General features: G+C 52.7%; 17 protein-coding genes. 5 read left to right on the forward strand and 12 right to left on the reverse strand.

From position 1 onward, the window contains the following. Positions 1 to 21: 21 nt before the first annotated feature. The 4 genes from rnhA to M3194_RS19370 all read right to left on the reverse strand — a co-directional run bounded on the left by rnhA (position 22) and on the right by M3194_RS19370 (position 2,338). The gene (gene rnhA / locus M3194_RS19355; protein ID WP_251655730.1) at positions 22 to 456 is read right to left on the reverse strand and encodes a ribonuclease HI; all 435 of its coding nucleotides are present in this window, start codon (positions 454 to 456) and stop codon (positions 22 to 24) included. 159 nt (positions 457 to 615) lie between these two features. Then, positions 616 to 1,200 (reverse strand): signal peptidase I, encoded by a 585-nt coding sequence (gene lepB, locus M3194_RS19360; RefSeq protein WP_251655731.1) that lies wholly within the window; start codon positions 1,198 to 1,200, stop codon positions 616 to 618. A 4-nt stretch (positions 1,201 to 1,204) separates the two neighbouring features. After that, entirely contained in the window at positions 1,205 to 1,762 is a 558-nt protein-coding gene (locus M3194_RS19365; RefSeq protein WP_251655732.1) for a DUF402 domain-containing protein, read from the reverse strand. A 153-nt stretch (positions 1,763 to 1,915) separates the two neighbouring features. Beyond that, the gene (locus M3194_RS19370) at positions 1,916 to 2,338 is read right to left on the reverse strand and encodes a GNAT family N-acetyltransferase (protein ID WP_251655733.1); all 423 of its coding nucleotides are present in this window, start codon (positions 2,336 to 2,338) and stop codon (positions 1,916 to 1,918) included. 355 nt (positions 2,339 to 2,693) lie between these two features. On the opposite strand from M3194_RS19370, the gene M3194_RS19375 reads away from it, so the two are divergent. Next, complete coding sequence (locus M3194_RS19375; RefSeq protein WP_251655734.1) at positions 2,694 to 3,305, forward strand: superoxide dismutase; 612 nt, start codon at positions 2,694 to 2,696, stop codon at positions 3,303 to 3,305. A 168-nt stretch (positions 3,306 to 3,473) separates the two neighbouring features. Next, positions 3,474 to 4,148 carry a hypothetical protein gene (locus M3194_RS19380; protein ID WP_251655735.1) on the forward strand — a complete coding sequence of 225 codons (675 nt, stop codon included), beginning with the start codon at positions 3,474 to 3,476 and terminating at the stop codon, positions 4,146 to 4,148. Between the two features lie 71 nt (positions 4,149 to 4,219). Here M3194_RS19380 and M3194_RS19385 read toward each other — a convergent pair whose 3' ends face one another. After that, a complete protein-coding gene (locus tag M3194_RS19385; protein ID WP_251655736.1) occupies positions 4,220 to 5,371 on the reverse strand; it encodes a S1C family serine protease in 1,152 nt (383 codons plus the stop codon). Between the two features lie 11 nt (positions 5,372 to 5,382). Then, a complete protein-coding gene (locus M3194_RS19390) occupies positions 5,383 to 6,642 on the reverse strand; it encodes an FxLYD domain-containing protein (RefSeq protein WP_251655737.1) in 1,260 nt (419 codons plus the stop codon). A 306-nt stretch (positions 6,643 to 6,948) separates the two neighbouring features. Here M3194_RS19390 and isdG point away from each other — a divergent pair, with 306 nt between their 5' ends. Continuing rightward, positions 6,949 to 7,500 carry a heme oxygenase gene (isdG, locus tag M3194_RS19395; RefSeq protein ID WP_251655979.1) on the forward strand — a complete coding sequence of 184 codons (552 nt, stop codon included), beginning with the start codon at positions 6,949 to 6,951 and terminating at the stop codon, positions 7,498 to 7,500. A 525-nt stretch (positions 7,501 to 8,025) separates the two neighbouring features. Here isdG and galU read toward each other — a convergent pair. Genes galU through M3194_RS19410 form a run of 3 tightly spaced genes read right to left on the reverse strand, consistent with a single transcriptional unit; the run spans position 8,026 to position 10,990 of the window. Further along, positions 8,026 to 8,916: a UTP--glucose-1-phosphate uridylyltransferase GalU gene (gene galU / locus M3194_RS19400; RefSeq protein WP_251655980.1), complete on the reverse strand. Its 891-nt coding sequence runs from the start codon at positions 8,914 to 8,916 to the stop codon at positions 8,026 to 8,028. Positions 8,917 to 8,936: 20 nt separating this feature from the next. Next, on the reverse strand, positions 8,937 to 10,319 hold the full coding sequence (locus tag M3194_RS19405) for a sensor histidine kinase (RefSeq protein ID WP_251655738.1): 1,383 nt from the start codon (positions 10,317 to 10,319) through the stop codon (positions 8,937 to 8,939). Further along, positions 10,316 to 10,990, reverse strand: a complete 675-nt coding sequence (locus M3194_RS19410) for a response regulator transcription factor (protein WP_251655739.1) — start codon at positions 10,988 to 10,990, stop codon at positions 10,316 to 10,318. The genes M3194_RS19405 and M3194_RS19410 overlap by 4 nt, the downstream gene beginning before the upstream one ends. A 153-nt stretch (positions 10,991 to 11,143) precedes the next feature. Here M3194_RS19410 and trxB point away from each other — a divergent pair, with 153 nt between their 5' ends. Together trxB and M3194_RS19420 are read left to right on the forward strand one after the other, a co-directional pair. Continuing rightward, positions 11,144 to 12,085: a thioredoxin-disulfide reductase gene (gene trxB, locus M3194_RS19415; RefSeq protein WP_251655740.1), complete on the forward strand. Its 942-nt coding sequence runs from the start codon at positions 11,144 to 11,146 to the stop codon at positions 12,083 to 12,085. A gap of 182 nt (positions 12,086 to 12,267) precedes the next feature. Continuing rightward, the gene (locus M3194_RS19420; RefSeq protein ID WP_251655741.1) at positions 12,268 to 14,001 is read left to right on the forward strand and encodes an alpha-glycosidase; all 1,734 of its coding nucleotides are present in this window, start codon (positions 12,268 to 12,270) and stop codon (positions 13,999 to 14,001) included. 39 nt (positions 14,002 to 14,040) lie between these two features. Here the strand turns inward: M3194_RS19420 and M3194_RS19425 are convergent, their stop codons facing one another. From M3194_RS19425 to M3194_RS19435, 3 genes are all read right to left on the reverse strand, one after another. After that, positions 14,041 to 14,544 carry a hypothetical protein gene (locus M3194_RS19425; protein ID WP_251655742.1) on the reverse strand — a complete coding sequence of 168 codons (504 nt, stop codon included), beginning with the start codon at positions 14,542 to 14,544 and terminating at the stop codon, positions 14,041 to 14,043. Positions 14,545 to 14,632: 88 nt separating this feature from the next. Continuing rightward, on the reverse strand, positions 14,633 to 15,766 hold the full coding sequence (gene dgoD / locus M3194_RS19430; RefSeq protein WP_251655743.1) for a galactonate dehydratase: 1,134 nt from the start codon (positions 15,764 to 15,766) through the stop codon (positions 14,633 to 14,635). Between the two features lie 41 nt (positions 15,767 to 15,807). Continuing rightward, entirely contained in the window at positions 15,808 to 16,584 is a 777-nt protein-coding gene (locus tag M3194_RS19435) for an SDR family NAD(P)-dependent oxidoreductase (RefSeq protein WP_251655744.1), read from the reverse strand. Position 16,585: the final 1 nt, after the last annotated feature.

The following is a 16,585-nucleotide window of genomic DNA, read 5'->3' on the forward strand; positions in this document are numbered from 1 at the left end:
TTCCTCTTGTCGCCCCAATTGCTACAATCGTTTAATGGCTTCGCGGGCAAGCTCGTCGCAGCGGTTATTCCACTCGTTGTCGCTATGCCCCTTTACCTTGATATACTCCACCTGGTGGCGTTTCATCAGATCCCAGAGTATTCTCCACAAATCCTGATTCTCCACCGGCTCTTTCTTGCTGTTCTTCCAGCCATTGCGCAGCCAGCCGTGTATCCAGCCTTTCTGAAAGCAGTTGACTACATAGGCAGAATCGCTGTATACCTTCGCTTTGCAAGGCTCCTTCAGGAGGCTCAGCGCCTCAATAACCGCCTGAATCTCCATCCGGTTGTTTGTCGAATGCTTCTCCCCTCCGGAAATCTCTTTCCGGTGGACTCCGTAGAAGAGAACGGCTCCCCAGCCTCCCGGCCCCGGATTTCCGGAACAGGCCCCGTCGGTATAAATGGTTACATCCTTCATTGTTCCATCTCCCACAAAGAATTGCGAAGCATTGCTTAAAGAATTGCAGAGCAATTCTTACTTCGAAAGCATTAGCTCAAAGAATTGCGAAGCAATTCTTACTTCGAAAGCATCAGCTTAAAGAATTGCTTCGCAATTCTGCCTATCGAAGAATCACCGCTACAAGGCCTTAACCTGCTCGAAAGGCCACAATATAAAATCCGCTCTCCCGTGAATCAATGTGCGAGGAACCGTGCCAAAAATCCGGCTGTCCTTGCTCGCTCTTGCGTGACGGTTATCCCCCATCACGAAGTATTGCCCTTTCTGAACAACAATCGGCATAAAGTCCAGATCCTCGATCTCGACATCGGTATACTTCTCGGTCACCTTGACCCCGTTGCGGTAAAGCTCTTTATTGTAAATTTCGATGCGGTCGCCTTCTACGCCAACAACCCGCTTCACCAGATAGTCCTTTTGACCGTCGTAAGCGGCAGGGTCCTCTAGAATCACGATATCCCCTACCTTCGGACTTCCGATCAGATAAGCCATTTTATTGACAAACAGCCACTCCCGGTCGCGAAGCGTCGGCTCCATGGAATGCCCCTCAACCGTCGACAGGTTAAAGACAAATAGATGAAGCACCATCACAATAAGAAAAGAAATCGTAACCGTCTTCGCCCATTCCAGCATTTCCTTCACCCAGCGCGGCTTCTCGCTTACCTGCCGGGGAGCATGATCATTCAAATCCGAAGGGGATACACTCATCAAGTCACCCCTCACTTTCTCCACAGGTGCTATGCCAGTCCGCATAGTAGCTTTGGACGATTTCATCCTGGAACGGTACAGCTCCCTCATCCATCCGTTTGAGCAGCGCCGACAGTCCTTGCTGTACCTTATCCTCCACCATCTGCGGATAATGGTAAGCAAGCTTGTGCATCTCGTACTCGTCCTGATCCACGACATAACGGTTGCCGTCGGTCGTCCGGATCACATCCAGATCATAATCGATATAGGTAAGCACATCCCCCTGCAAATACGGAGGAGACGCGATATTGCAATAGTAACGAATGCCGCTGTCTTCAAGCAGCGCTACGACATTAAACCATTCACCGGGAATGAAGAAGGATACCGCCGGCACCCGGCTGATCCATTGCTTGCCGTCGGATTCCAAAATCGGCGTCTGGCGATTTATGAGCACAATGATATTGTGATCCCTGTGCACCGGGGCAAGCCGTTCTGCCGGCACAAGGTAGTTGCGCTGCCATGTTCGATGAATATGACCGTCGTGCTTGAAGCTTTTTATAACACAGTGCCGATAAATGTCCATGACGCCTCTCCTTACTTATTGTGAAACGGTGAAACGGCCTGAAGCAGCGCCTCGTTCATTTGTTCCAAACAATAGTCCTTTTAAATAGAAAAGCATATCTGACCGCCAAAAGCAATGGCGATACAGATATGCCCAGCAAATATGGCTATTAGGTTAGCCAGCTACAATACTTAATTTCTGAAATGACCGGAAGAAATCGTTCGAAGCATAACCCATCGCTTCGTATAACGGCAATACCGGTTCATTATGCTCGTCGGCGGTGATTAATATTTTGGAAACGTTGCGTTGCTCGAAGCGCTGCCTCAATGCTTGAATGAGCGCTTTCCCAATTCCTTGACGCTGATACTCTGCATGAACAGCGATGCGATAGTAATAACCCTTGTTATTATCGATCGTACCGATGATCATACCAACAACTTCCGACTCTTCGACAGCGATCAGTACAAGCTCACTGTCCCATGACAATTGACGAGCAAAAGCTTCCATCGTTTGTTCGTAACACTCTTCAGACAATACATCCTCGAGGAGTGCAGTAACCGGTCTGTAGTCAGACAACTGGAAGGAACGAACGTTCATTAATTATACACCTTCTATACCTTGTCATAGTGCTGCATTTATATATTTTACGACATTTTGCAACGAAATCCTTCTTTACTCTTAAAAAAAACTTAAAAATTTTAAAGAAATTTGCGAAATAACGTTGAAAACGCTTTATTTTAAGCGCTTACATAAACTATTTAACGATTTACGTAAAATATGGCTCGTTTTCTATCGTTTTTGCATATTTTCGAGTCTTTCGTGACATTCTACTTCTCGTATGTCTTTGTCCGCCACCGTTCGACTTTAGCAACATTAATGTTGATTTATGTACTCGGATAAGGGATAATATGAGAAGAGTTTTACATAACCTATTTATGGGAGGCTGTTAATCATGGCTCATCAATTACCTGCTTTGCCTTATGCAAAAGACGCTCTGGAACCGCATATCGACGCGCTGACAATGGAAATCCACCATGGCCGTCATCACAACGCTTATGTAACAAACCTGAACGCTGCTCTGGAATCCGCTCCTGAGCTGCAAGAGAAATCGCTGGAAGAGCTGCTGGCTAACAACCTGGCAATCGTTCCTGACGCAATCAAAACAGCTGTCCGCAACAACGGCGGCGGCCATGCAAACCACTCCCTGTTCTGGGAAGTAATCGGGCCAAACGGCGGCGGCGCTCCAACTGGCGCACTTGCTGCAGCAATCGAAAGCGAACTGGGCGGCTTCGACGCATTCAAAGCTGAATTCGCGAAAGCAGCTACAACTCGTTTCGGCAGCGGCTGGGCTTGGCTGTCCGTTAAAGACGGCAAACTGAAAGTATCGAGCCTGCCTAACCAAGACAGCCCGATCTTCGAAGGAGAAACGCCTATCCTTGGTCTGGACGTTTGGGAGCATGCTTACTACCTGAACTACCAAAACAAACGCCCTGATTACATTGCAGCGTTCTGGAACGTTGTAAACTGGGCTGAAGTTGGCAAACGTTACGAAGCAGCTATCTAATAAGTACCTGCTTGAGATACAAGGCTGTCCCTCTATGGGACAGCCTTGTTTTTTGTTATAAAGTGTTGGGCCGCATTGGCTGCTTCGTGCACACGGATAGGCATCTGCCGCATAAGATGGATGAGGATGAATGCCTAATCTGTCATACGAAGGAGTCTGACAAAGCGCATGAGCAGCTATACTTATAAGTATATCGAGGGGAAAGGCAACAACACCGTTGTTAGCAACTGCGGCTGCGGGGGCACGCGGACGCTAATGCCAGGACCGCCACCGCCTCCTCCGGGTCCGGGACCAGGACCGGGACCAGGGCCGTTCCCGCCAGGGCCAGGGCCGTTCCCGCCAGGGCCAGGGCCGGGGCCAGGGCCGGGGCCAGGGCCGTTCCCGCCGGGGCCGGGGCCATTCCCGCCATTTCCACCGTTTCCGTTCCCGCCGTTCCCGCCATTCCCGCCTCAGCCTGGACCATCATTTGTAACAGTTGTTATTAATGGCGGACGGTTCTTCCCGAACGTGACCAACTCCTACCGGGTGCCTTTCCGTTTCGGAATGAGCATACGCGACTCCCTTGCGGCAACCGGCGTAGTACGCTTCTCGTTTAACGGCCAGATCGCTTCGGTAAGCGGCATTCCGATCGGCGGACCAATCCAATATATCCTTCGCCTGAACGGCCGTGTACTGCCGCAGACGCTATTGACCTTCCCGGTACAACGCTTTGACACCGTCTCACTCGAGCTCGTCTATTCCTTAACCGGCCGCACCGAGGATGAACTGTCCCAGGAGCTGACAGACATCGCCCATCTGAACGTTGCGGAGCATTTCGCAACCTATGACCCGGAAGAAGTGTAAGCAGTAGCCGGAGCAAACAGCAAGAAGGCCATTCCGCGGCGGAATGGCCTTCTTTTCTATCTTCTAAAGCCTTACTCGGGCTTCTTCGCTTTCGCGTCCTCTTCCTGCTTGATGACTTTTCCTTTACCGCTGATCAGCTTCAGCTGGTCATTCTCGTAGCCAACGTCGTAGGTCACCTGATATTTGCTAAGCCGGTATTCCCCGTCCAACCGTTCGTCAACCGAGATGATCGCCGTTACGATCGCTTCATCATCGCTCTCCTTGGTGACGTGAATGTTGTCGATCACGACATTCCGGGTCATCATATAGCCTTGGCGGAACACCTCATAGCTCGTGCCCAGCTTCCAGTTGCCGCCGAGCAGCGAATAAGCGTACACATAGTCGGCGTTGTTAAGACTGTCGTAGAAGTGGGTCACCAGATATTCCGCATACTCGGTAATGGAAGCATCCTGCTTCACGGCACCGTCTTCCTCTTCCTGCTGCCACTCCGGCAAGGTCTTCATCGGATGCTCCGACCATGCCTCAGCCATATCCAGCACGTTCACGATTGGAATGCTGAAGCCAATTGAGCTCTGCTCGATCCCCGCGGAATTAATGCCCAGCACTTCCCCCGTCTTTTTGTCGACAAGAGGGCCGCCGCTGTTGCCGGGGGCGATCGGCGCGGAGATCTGATACAAGTCTTTGTACGTATAGGGCTTAATCTCAAAGCTTCTTCCCAGGCCGCTGACCATGCCGGTTGTAACGGTATTTTGAAAGCCAAGCGGACTGCCGATGGCAATGACTTCATCGCCGATCTCCGCTTTTTCATTCCGTACCATTGCAAGCGGCTCTACGCCGGCGAGCCCCGGTACTCGGACAACCGCTACGTCCGTCTCCGTGCTAATGCCGATGACATCGCCCTCAAGCTCTTTCGCATCGGCCGTTTTGACCGTAACCTTGCTTGCTCCCGCGACCACGTGGGCATTGGTAATGAGATCGCCTTTATCGTTATAGACGAAGCCCGAGCCCTGCGTGCCGTCCTCGGTTTCGATCATGACGACCAGCTTTTGCGTTGCGTAGATAATATCCTTTAGCGATTTCGGCGCACCTGCGTTGGCGTCGGCAAGCATCGGAAGTCCGCTCAAATGCCTCGGCACCTCCGCATGAATATAAGCAGCGGTACCCGCTCCCGCGCAAAGCACTATTACAGATGCGATAAGACTAATCCAAGTTCCTTTTTTCATGACTAATTCCCCTAATCCAAATACCAAGTCATATGATCGATAGCCACTGTTGCATTCTCGTCCTGCACATGATGAACAACAAAGGAGAAGTTGAACGTCTCTCCCGCTTCAATATAAGAAGGAGTTGCATCTACCTTGCCCGTCGTAATCACTTTTCCTTCCGAATCATGTACCGTATATTCAAGCGACACCGAATAGATCGGCCGGGTTGCCGCGTTCAGCAGTTCTCCCTTGACATTAAAGTCGCCAAAAATATCAAGCTGTGCATCAATATGCTTAACCTTGACCGCCGCGGTCTGGTTCATCAGATCCTCTTCCGCCGCCTTCTGCATCGCCTGTTCGATCCGCTCCTGCTCTGCCTCTTCGAAGTTTTTCTTCTCCGTTATAATGCGATCATACAGGTTAACCAGCTTCTCGTTTTCCGGTGCGTAAATCAGTCCTTTTTGCGCTGCGCTAATCGCCGCCGAGAAATTCTTCTTCTTCCGCATCGAATCCGCTTCGTTATAGCTGACGTCCGCAATCTTATCTTCAATCTTCTGACGAAGCGCTAGCGCCTCATCCCCCGACAAGCCCTTCACCTGATTGTACTGGCCTGCCAGATCATCCATATTCTCCATGTTCGCAAATTCTGCCGATACTTGAAGAACCGTCACCTTCGTCGACATTTCGTCCACCTGATCCCGCACTCTGCCAAAAATCGGCTCCTCCCGGCCGCGCAGCTTCGACTTCACCTGCTCGAGCTGGGTTGCCGCTTCCTCCAGATCCTGATCATCCAGACGCTGCCGAATTTCCGTTATCGTACGGTCAAGCGATAACGCTTCCTCTACGATCTTCAAATCCTCCTGCACCGGCTTGAAATCCGGTCGGGCATCCGCGGCTTTATTCAGCTGCCGGAACGACTCCTCGTATTTGCCCGCAAGCGCCTCCTGCCTGGCAGCATCCTGCCACTCAAGCACGCGGTTATTTAATCTTGCTTCATATAAGTAATAGGACAACAGCACGGCCGCAACGGCAGCCATCAAAATAATTGGAATCAGTCCGATTAATACGGTTTTCCTGCCTGCGGCCTGCCTTGTCGCCGGCGGCTGTAACGTCTCTAGTGCTGAGCCTGCCTGATCCTTCGCCAAATCCCATTCTTCCAGTGCTGCGGCCTGTGTTTCATTCCCGCTGTGCAAACTTCGCTGTGAAGGCTCCAGCAGCCTGCCGCATTTGCTGCAATACACGGCATCCGCATCATGCTCCCTAACGCAATGATGGCAATACAATTTCATTCTCCTCCAACTTGAATGTTCATCTCTGTATATCTCTTATCTATTCTATATGAAAAAATAAATGATCTCCATTTTTCCTTTACGGAAAATAAAAAAAGTTTCTCCAACCTCTTCCATAAAAATAGCCGGAACCTGCGTCAGCAGGATCCGGCTCATTCTTTTCCACTATTTAACGCCAATCGGCACCATGTACATGCCCGTACGTTCATCGGTCCGAATAGCGACTTCGATACCGTAAATGTGCTTCATGGTATGCTGCGTCACAACTAACTCCGGCGGGCCCTGCAGCAGCAGACAACGATTGTGATGGTCCTGCATGACCTGCAGCAGGCTGCAGCTTATTGCGACCACATGATTGCAATGAAAGACGGCGAGATTCATTCGGCCGGGGACCCCCGGACGGTATTAACAAAAGGCTTCATGAGAGAAGTGTATGAACTGAAGGCAAAAGTCAGCTTCGACGGCCATTACCCCCTTATTATTCCGGTTCGAAAACCAAACGAGGAGGAACAAACGATGATTATTGTAACGAACACATCGCAAATCGTAAAAGGCAGCGGTGACAAGCTTGTGGAACGTTTTGACCGGATTGGCAAGGTAGAACAAATGGAGGGCTTCCCCGGTTTGGAAGTGCTGTGGACCCAAAATTTGAAGGAATACGACGAAGTCGCTGTCGTCACCCGCCGGACTTCCAAGGACGCCTTCCAGGCATGGACGAAAAGCGAAGCGTTCCGCGAACCCCACAAATACCGCAATATTCCGGATTACATTCAGGACAACAAAATTACGTTCCAGGAAGTGAAGATCAGACGCAACCCGATGACGGAAACGGCGTTAGACGAGACTGCGGCGCAATAGAACACTACATGCCCTGCAGGATGCATCCCATTCGGCAAAGCCCTCGTTTGAGGGCTTTTTCTGCTTTATCTACTGCTTTATCTACTGCTTTATCTACTGCTTTATCTGCTGCTTTTTCACTTTTTTCAGCTTTGGTACTCCCTATTCCCTCTTCTCATTCACGCGCTACCCTGGATTTTGTACATTAAACTGCCTTGAAGATCCGTATTCGCTCACGCACATTGGATTTCATGCAGTAAAAATGCGCCTTAGAGCCCGCTTTCCCTCTTCAAAGCGATCTACATTGGATGAAATCCACTCTAGAACATACAAAGATGCTTATAAGACTAATTTTACTGGAGCAAATCCAACGTAGAGCGCAGCCTTACCTCAAGTGAGGGAATGGGACAAAAGCGGCTGCGCGCTTCATATCCGCCACCTTCGCATCTACCCCGACGCAGATTAGATAGAGTTTCTTTTTAAAACTAAAAAACGCCGCTAAGAAGAGGAATCCCCCCTCACAGCAGCGTTTTTTAGCGCGTAATACTACTCCGAACCAAGTCGCTCGCGCAAATAGTTGCGGACCTCCTCGTTAAGATCTTCCCGCTCCAGGGCGAAATCAATCGTCGCCTTCACAAATCCGAGCTTGTCGCCCACGTCATGGCGTTTGCCCGTAAAACGGTGCGCCAGAATAGGAGACAAATGATTAAGCCGCTGAAGGCTGTCCGTCAGCTGTATTTCTCCCGCTTTGCCCGGCTCGGCGTGCTCCAGCAGCTCGAAGATAGCCGGATCCAGCACATAGCGCCCGACGACCGCCCAATTCGAAGGCGCCTGTCCCGGCGCCGGCTTCTCGATCAGATCCAGAATTCGGTTATGGGAGCTGTCGGTATCATCGAAGGCAGCAATGCCGTATTTATGCGTCTGATCCCAAGGCACTTCCATCAGTGCGACAATCGAGGAGCCCGTCGCCTCGTATTGATGAATCATCTGCTGCAGGCAAGGCGGCTCGGAACGAAGGATATCGTCCCCGAGCAGTACCGCAAAGGGCTCATCGCCGATAAAGCGCCGCGCGCACAGAACGGCATGTCCAAGGCCAAGCGGCTCCTTCTGGCGGACATAATAAATATCGGCCAGATGCGAGATATCCCGGACGATCGCGAGCATCTCTTCATTGCCGCGTTCCTCCAGCTCTTTTTCCAGCTCGTAAGACTTGTCGAAATGGTCCTCAATCGCCCGCTTATGCCGTCCGCTGACGATAATGATGCTGTCGATGCCGGACTGCACCGCCTCTTCTACAATGTACTGAATAGCCGGCTTATCGATAATCGGAAGCATTTCCTTCGGCTGTGCCTTGGTTGCGGGCAGAAAGCGCGTGCCTAGCCCTCCTGCCGGAATAATAGCTTTGCGGACCTGCTGCCTTTTCGTCTCATTTAACATGGCCGTCACCCTTTCGATCCTCAAATGTCAGGCTCGGGATTCAGCGGCAGACGGATAACAAATACCGCGCCCTGCTTCGAATCCTCGATCTCGATTGTCCCGCCGTGAATGTCGATAATCTTCTTCACAATAGATAAGCCCAGCCCGCTGCCGCCTTGCGTGCGGTCCCTCGATGAATCGATCTTGTAGAATCGCTCGAAGACCCGCTCCCGCTCCTCCTCCGGAATTCCGCTGCCCGAATCGGCGATCCTTACAATCGCATCACCGTTCTTCTCCGACAGCTGGAACGAGATCTTCCCTTCCTCCGGCGTGAATTTAATGCTGTTCGTCAGCAGGTTAATCCACACCTGATTCAGCTGGTCCTCATCGGCCTTAATAACCGTTTCCTCCATTAATAGCTCAACCGTCAGGCGCTTCGCAAGCCAGGCTGGTTCGCAGGACAACACCACGTCCCGAAGCTGCCTGTCCAAACGATACGCAACCGGCTCATACGGATGCTGCTCGGAATCAAGCGATGCCAGCTTCAGCAGATTTTCGCTCAGGCGGGATAAACGGCTGCTTTCCTGTTTAATAATACCAACATAACGATTACGGTCGGTCTCCGTCAAATCCTCGCTGCGCAGCGCTTCCGCAAAACCGCCGATCGAGGTAAGCGGCGACTGGATTTCATGCGATACATTGGAAACAAAATCGCGGCGCATCGTCTCCAGCTGCGATAAGCTATGCGCCATCTTGTTAATGCTGTCCGCCAGCTCGCCCAGCTCATTCTTATGCGACATCGGAAGCTGCACGCTGAAGTCGCCTTTGGATATGCGGGTGGTGGCGGCGGTCATCATTTTGAGCGGCTTCACCAGGTACCGCGCGGCAAACAGGATTAAGATACAGCCTACTGCCAAAAGGGTAATGAGGATCGTGAACGTGTTGCGCTGGAAGCTGCGGACCTGACGGACATGGTCAGGCGCGATAAATACGGCCCATTCCGTATTGCCGAACTGCGCCATGCGGCCATAAGCCGGAGGCGAAGGCGGTCCGCTCTGATGCTCGCCCGCAAAATCCACTCTTTCCGTTTTGCCCTCAAAAATGTTCTCGACCGTCTTATAGGTCAGATGATTCACGATAGCCCGGCTTGTCCGGCCGACTTGAATCACAAGCCCGTTCCGGTTAACCGCGACGATCGACATTTCCTGGAGACTCGACACCTGCTCGAGAAACACCGGCAAAGAGCGCGGAGAAGAATCATTATACAGCCGCTCCAGCCGCGTAATCATCATTTCCTCCATTCCGTTCTGCCCCTGAAGATCGCGCCGGAACAGCTGATTGGCCGCGTAATAAGCAATACTAATACTTACTAATACGATGACCAGAAAAGTCACCGCTATTCGCACGTACAAGCTGCGAATCATGCCCGCTCCTCCAATCGGTAGCCAAGGCCGCGTATCGTTACGATGCGGAAGCCAATGTCCTCTTCCGGAAACCGCTCGCGAAGACGCTTTATATGTACATCTACCGTACGCTCGTCCCCTTCATAATTCATTCCCCACAGCTGCTCGATCAGATGCTCCCTCGTGAAGGTTTTGCCCGGATAGCTTGCCAGCTTGAAGAGCAGCTCGAATTCCTTCGGCGGCAGCAGTATCTTCTCCCCGTTCGCCACCAGCTGGAAGTCCGAGCGGTTCATCGACAAGCCGCCCAGATCAATGACTTGCGAAGAAGCAATGCGGTACCGCTTGAGCAGCGCCTTAATCCGCACGATCAGCTCGGGCGGATCAAACGGCTTCACGACATAATCGTCGGCGCCAAGCTCGAACCCTTTTACCTTATGGGCCGTCTCGCCTTTGGCCGTCAGCATAAGCAGCGGCATATCAAACGACTCGCGCAAAGCCGAGCATAACGCCCAGCCGTCCATTTTTGGCATCATCACGTCAATAACCGCGAGATCCGGCTTGACCGCCTCCAAACGATTCAAAGCGTCTTCTCCGTTTGTGGCTTCAATGACCTCATACCCTTCCCTCCGCAAAAACAAGCTGACCAGCTCGCGTATATTCGGATCGTCGTCCACGACGAGTATTTTCGGCATAAATTAACACCTCCCGTACACTATCTTTCTACAATAATACATCTAGATGAAAATAAGATGAACTGTGTTGACAAAGTTTACAGATTGTAATAATTTTAAACTAGAACTTGCGAAAACCAACAACAGCACATATATAGAGTGGAGGAATTTATTATGCAAAAAACAGTCATTATCGGTACCGGCCCTGCCGGATTAACAGCGGCGATCTACCTGGCGCGCGCGAATATGGAACCTCTTGTCATTGAAGGCTGGCAGCCTGGCGGTCAGCTCACCACAACTACCGAAATCGAGAACTTCCCGGGCTTCCCCGACGGCATTCTCGGCAGCGAATTGATGTCCAACATGCGCAAGCAAGCTCAACGCTTTGGCGCAACGTTCCGCAACGGCTCGGTAAAAAGCGTCGACTTCAGCAAACGTCCTTACACGCTTGATGTCGAAGGCATTGGCGAGATTCAAGCCGAATCCGTCATTATCTCGACCGGCGCATCCGCTAAATACCTGGGAATTCCGGGCGAGCAAGAAAATATCGGCCGCGGCGTGAGCACTTGCGCAACCTGCGACGGCTTCTTCTTCCGCAACAAAAAGCTGATCATCGTTGGCGGCGGCGACTCCGCAATGGAAGAAGCGGTGTTCCTGACGCGCTTTGCTTCCGAAGTAACGGTGGTAAACCGCCGCGACGAGCTTCGCGCTTCGAAAATCATGCAGGACCGCGCACGCGCGAACGAGAAAATCAGCTGGAACCTGAACAAAACTCCGCTTGAGGTTGTTCCCGGCGAGATGGGCCTGAAAGGTCTTAAAGTCCGCAACAACGCAACAGGCGAAGAAGAATTCGTGGAAGCGGACGGCGTGTTCATCACGATCGGCCATACGCCTAACACGAAATTCCTCGGCGGCCAAATCGACACCGACGAGCAAGGCTACATCATCGTGAAGCCCGGCACGTCGGAGACCAACATTCCTGGCGTATTCGCCTGCGGCGACGTGCAAGACCGTCAATACCGTCAAGCGATCACGGCGGCAGGCAGCGGCTGTATGGCGGCTCTGGATGCGGAACGCTTCCTGGAAGCGCAAAGCCACGCTGCGGTGCATGCTTAAGATTTTATTAATTCGGGATTGCCTGTGGTTCGTTCGGACGGTTCATAGTATAATGAGAAAGCTCGAACAACAATTTAAAGGCAATGCTACCTATAAAGGTACAACCTCGCTGATTATTATAATTAGCAGGTTGTGCCTTTTTCTGTTTTTACCCCATTATTCGATTGGAGTGATCCGTCTTTATGCTGCTGGAAGCCATCTATCACAGACCTAAGCAAAACTGGGCGTATGCGTATGACCCTGACACCCTTCATATCCGAATCCGCACGAAAAGAAAGGACGCGGAGCGCGTCGAGCTGATTGCCGGAGACAAGTACAACTGGAGCGGAACGTTTACGATAACCGACATGACCGTATTATCCTCGGATGCGCTGTTTGATTATTGGGAGGCTTCCATTAAACCTCCGTTCCGCCGGCTCCGGTACGCGTTCCGTCTGACGGATGGCGACGAAACGGTCATTATGACGGAAAACGGCTTCCCGGCCGAGCTGCCGGATAATCCGAATGCGTTTTTTGATTTTCCGTACATTAATTCCGCGGATGTATTCTCTCCGCCGGCTTGGGTGAAGGATGCGGTGTTTTATCAGATCTTCCCGGAACGTTTTGCGAAGAACGATCCATCCCTTAATCCGGAGAAAATCGAGGCCTGGGGCGGCAAGCCGACTCCAACGAATTTCTTCGGCGGCGACCTGCAGGGCGTGCTGGACCATCTCGACTATTTGGCTGAGCTTGGCATTAACGCGGTCTACTTCACTCCGCTGTTTGAAGCGACGACGAACCATAAATACGATACCGAGAATTACATGCGGGTGGACCGTCATTTCGGCACGAACGAGAAGCTGAAGGAGCTTGTGGAAGCCTGTCATGCGCGCGGGATCCGGGTGCTGCTGGATGCGGTGTTCAACCATGCGGGCCGGACGTTCCCGCCGTTTGTGGATCTGCTGAAGAACGGCGAGAAATCCGTCTACGCGAGCTGGTTCCACGTTAGGGAATGGCCGCTTCGGGTGGAGGATGGCATTCCTACCTACGAGACCTTTGCCTTCGAGCCGATGATGCCAAAGCTGAATACGGAAAACCCCGATGTGAAGGCTTATCTATTCAATGTTGCGCGTTACTGGATTGAGAAGATCGGGATTGACGGCTGGCGGCTTGATGTGGCGAACGAAGTGGACCACCAGTTCTGGCGCGAGTTCCGCCAAGCGGTGAAATCCGTCAATCCGGATGCCTATATCTTGGGCGAGATCTGGCATGACGCGATGATGTGGCTGGAAGGCGATCAGTTCGACGCGGTGATGAATTATCCGTTCACGAATGCCGTGCTGGATTTCTTCGGGCATCAGACGATTGACGCCAAAGCATTCGCCGATGCGATCGGCCGGCAGCTCGCCGCTTATCCGCAGCAGGTAACGGAAACGGCGTTCAACCTGCTGGACAGCCATGATACGCCGCGGCTGCTGACGATCTGCGGCGACGAGGCTCGCGCGATGAAGCTGGCGGCTTTATTCCAGCTGACCTATCCGGGAACGCCGTGCATTTATTACGGCGATGAAGTCGGCATGAACGGCGAGGGGGATCCCGACTGCCGGAAATGCATGGTCTGGGAGCCGGAGCAGCAGAATGAGGAGCTGCTCGCATTCTATAAGCAGGCGCTTGCGCTGCGAAGCAAGCACGCTGCCCTGCGAAGCGCGGATATCCGCTTCGTGCAGGCGGAGGACGGCGTTATCGTGTACGAACGCCGGGAAGGAACCGAGCGCATCCTCGTCGCGATGAATGCGCGAGGGCGCGAGGCTGTGGCCGCCGTGCCAGCCGGCTGCAACTGGGTGTCGCTGCTCGGCGATGAGCAGCGGCTTGCGCCGGCAGCCGGGAAGCTGCTGCTCCCGGGTTACGGCTACGGCATCTGGAAGCAGCTTGTTTAATGCAAAAAGACGGACACGGCTCTCTGCTGATCCGTCTTTTTATGTTCTTTTCCCTTTTTGCCGGGTACGGATGACGGTAATCACCGATTGAATAAACAGCATGAACAAAATGCCGCTGAGGAAAGAGTAGAAGTTTATGTAGATTGTGTTCGTATATGGATTAAGCCAGCCGTATTCCTCTATGAGGCCGTCAAGCTGATCATATCCCCGCTGCGCTTTATCGACTTGAAGCAGGATGGATACCGCCAAGAAGACGAGGATCATAAGCGGAATCCATATATCCTTGCGGCGCTCCAGATATCGCTCCCTGTGCACGATAAGACCAATGCCGATTAATAGCAGCAGATACGCAGGCAGCTCGATAAACCATAAGATAAGCGCGGGGTTCCCGTTGCCCGAAATCTCTTTGCCCTGCTCTATTTCGAAGGTAAAAAGCTCCACAAGACCGATGAGTGCAAGGTTGATGAACAGTACAACTAATGTTGCAATTCTTAGGGATTTGGTATTCAGCGCCCTCCCTCCTTCCTCATTATGCATAGACAACTAGTTTACCGCATAATCGCAGGATTCAATCACCGTCAAAAGAAAAGCACCTTCTCTCCAAATAAGAGAAGGTGCCACGCCCAACCTGTTACCATTCCGCGAACGATCCGTCATCGTAAGCAAGCCGAGGAGTATCCCAATCGCCCCCAAAGCTGCGTTCGATCAGCGCTTCTTCGTTTATTTCAATGCCAAGTCCCGGTCCCCGAGGAATAGCGACGTGTCCGCCGATCACTTCGAACGGCTGATTCAAGTAGCCTTCGCCCAGATCCCACTTCTCCGCCATGGACGGATGCTCCTGAATGAGGAAGTTTGGCGTACAAGCATCAAGCTGCAAGCAGGCCGCAAGCGAGATAGGTCCAAGAGGATTATGCGGCGCGATGGAAGCATAGTAGGTTTCCGCCATCGCGGCGATTTTACGGCCTTCGAAGATGCCGCCGGCATGGCACAGGTCAGGCTGCACGATGGCGACTGCGCCTTTCTCGAGCGCCTCGCGGAAGCCCCAGCGCGTGAACAGGCGCTCGCCGGTTGCAATCGGAATACTCGTCGATTCGGCGACGCGCAGCAGCTGGTCTACGTTCTCCGGCAGACACGGCTCCTCGATAAACATCGGGTAATAAGGCTCCAGCGCGGCTGCTAACCGGATGGCCATTGCCGGACTGACGCGCCCGTGGAAGTCGATTGCGATATCAACGCCGCTGTCGACTGCCTCCCTTGCCGCCGCGAACTTGTTCACCTGGCTTTCCACGAAGGCGAGCGAATCAATGTTGCGGACAGGCGCGTCCACGCCAGTCTTTATGGCATCAAAGCCCGCTGCCACTCTCTGCTTCGCGTTCGCGGCAAATTCCTCCGGCGTTGCGCCGCCGCAGTGGCAGTACATGCGGATCTTGTCGCGGACGCGGCCGCCAAGCATTTCATAAACGGGCAGGTTGTAGAACTTGCCCTTTATATCCCAGAGCGCCTGCTCTATGCCGCTGATCGCGCTGACAAGAACAGGGCCTCCTCGATAGAACGTGCCGCGGTACATGATTTGCCAGTGATGCTCGATGCGCAGCGGATCTTCGCCGATCAGATAACGCTTCAATTCTTCTATAGCCGTCGCAACCGTCAATGCGCGGCCCTCTACAATGGGCTCGCCCCACCCGGCGATTCCTTCGTCGGTCTCGATCTTCAGGAACAGCCAACGGGGCTTAACATGGTAAAGCTTCATATCCGTTATTTTCACGATCAGGACTCCTTTGCTTCGCTATACTGGGCATCCGCCGGTTAACCGTTATTTCCTTTCTCCGCCCATACCGGGAGAAGAGCACCGCCATCCATATAAAGCGTTGTTCCCGTTACATAACCCGCGCTGTCCGAAGAGAGGAATACGGCGGCAGCCCCGACCTCTTCCGGCGTGCAGAACCGTCCCATCGGAATGCGGGAAGAGATATTGTCGATTGCCTTTTGCACGCGTTCGTCTCCTTCGGTCCAGCTGTTCCTCGTGTAGCCCGGGGCGATTCCGACGACCCGAATGCCGTGAGGAGCGAGATCCAGCGCCATATTTTTCGCCAGCTTGTTCACGCCGGCCTTCGCTGCCGCGTACACCGTCGAATTCGACCAATTGCCCTCCGCATGATTCGAACTGATATGAATAATGACGCCGCGTATGCCCTCTTTGACCATCAAGCGCGCCGCATGCTGGGAACAGAAGTATAAACCGCGCAAATCGGTATTCATAACCTCTTCGAACAGCTCCGGAGGAGTCTCCAGGAACGGCTTCATCCGCGTAATGCCCGAATTGTTCACAAGCACGTCCAGCCGGCCGAAGCTGCTCTCCACCCGCTCAATCAGCGCAGCGATCTGGTCCAGATCGGCGATATTCGCTTGAACCGCTTCCGCCTTCACGCCATAGGCGAGCAGCTGCCGGACGACTTCCTCCGCCTGCTCGGCGCTTTTGTTGTAATTGACGCACACATCGTATCCGGCCTTGGCAAATTCATGCGCAATCCCTTTGCCAATCCCTCGTCCCGAACCCGTTACCAAAGCGACTTTACGTTCCAAA

It is taken from the genome of Paenibacillus glycanilyticus (assembly GCF_023715145.1).
Lineage (GTDB): Bacteria > Bacillota > Bacilli > Paenibacillales > Paenibacillaceae > Pristimantibacillus > Pristimantibacillus glycanilyticus_A.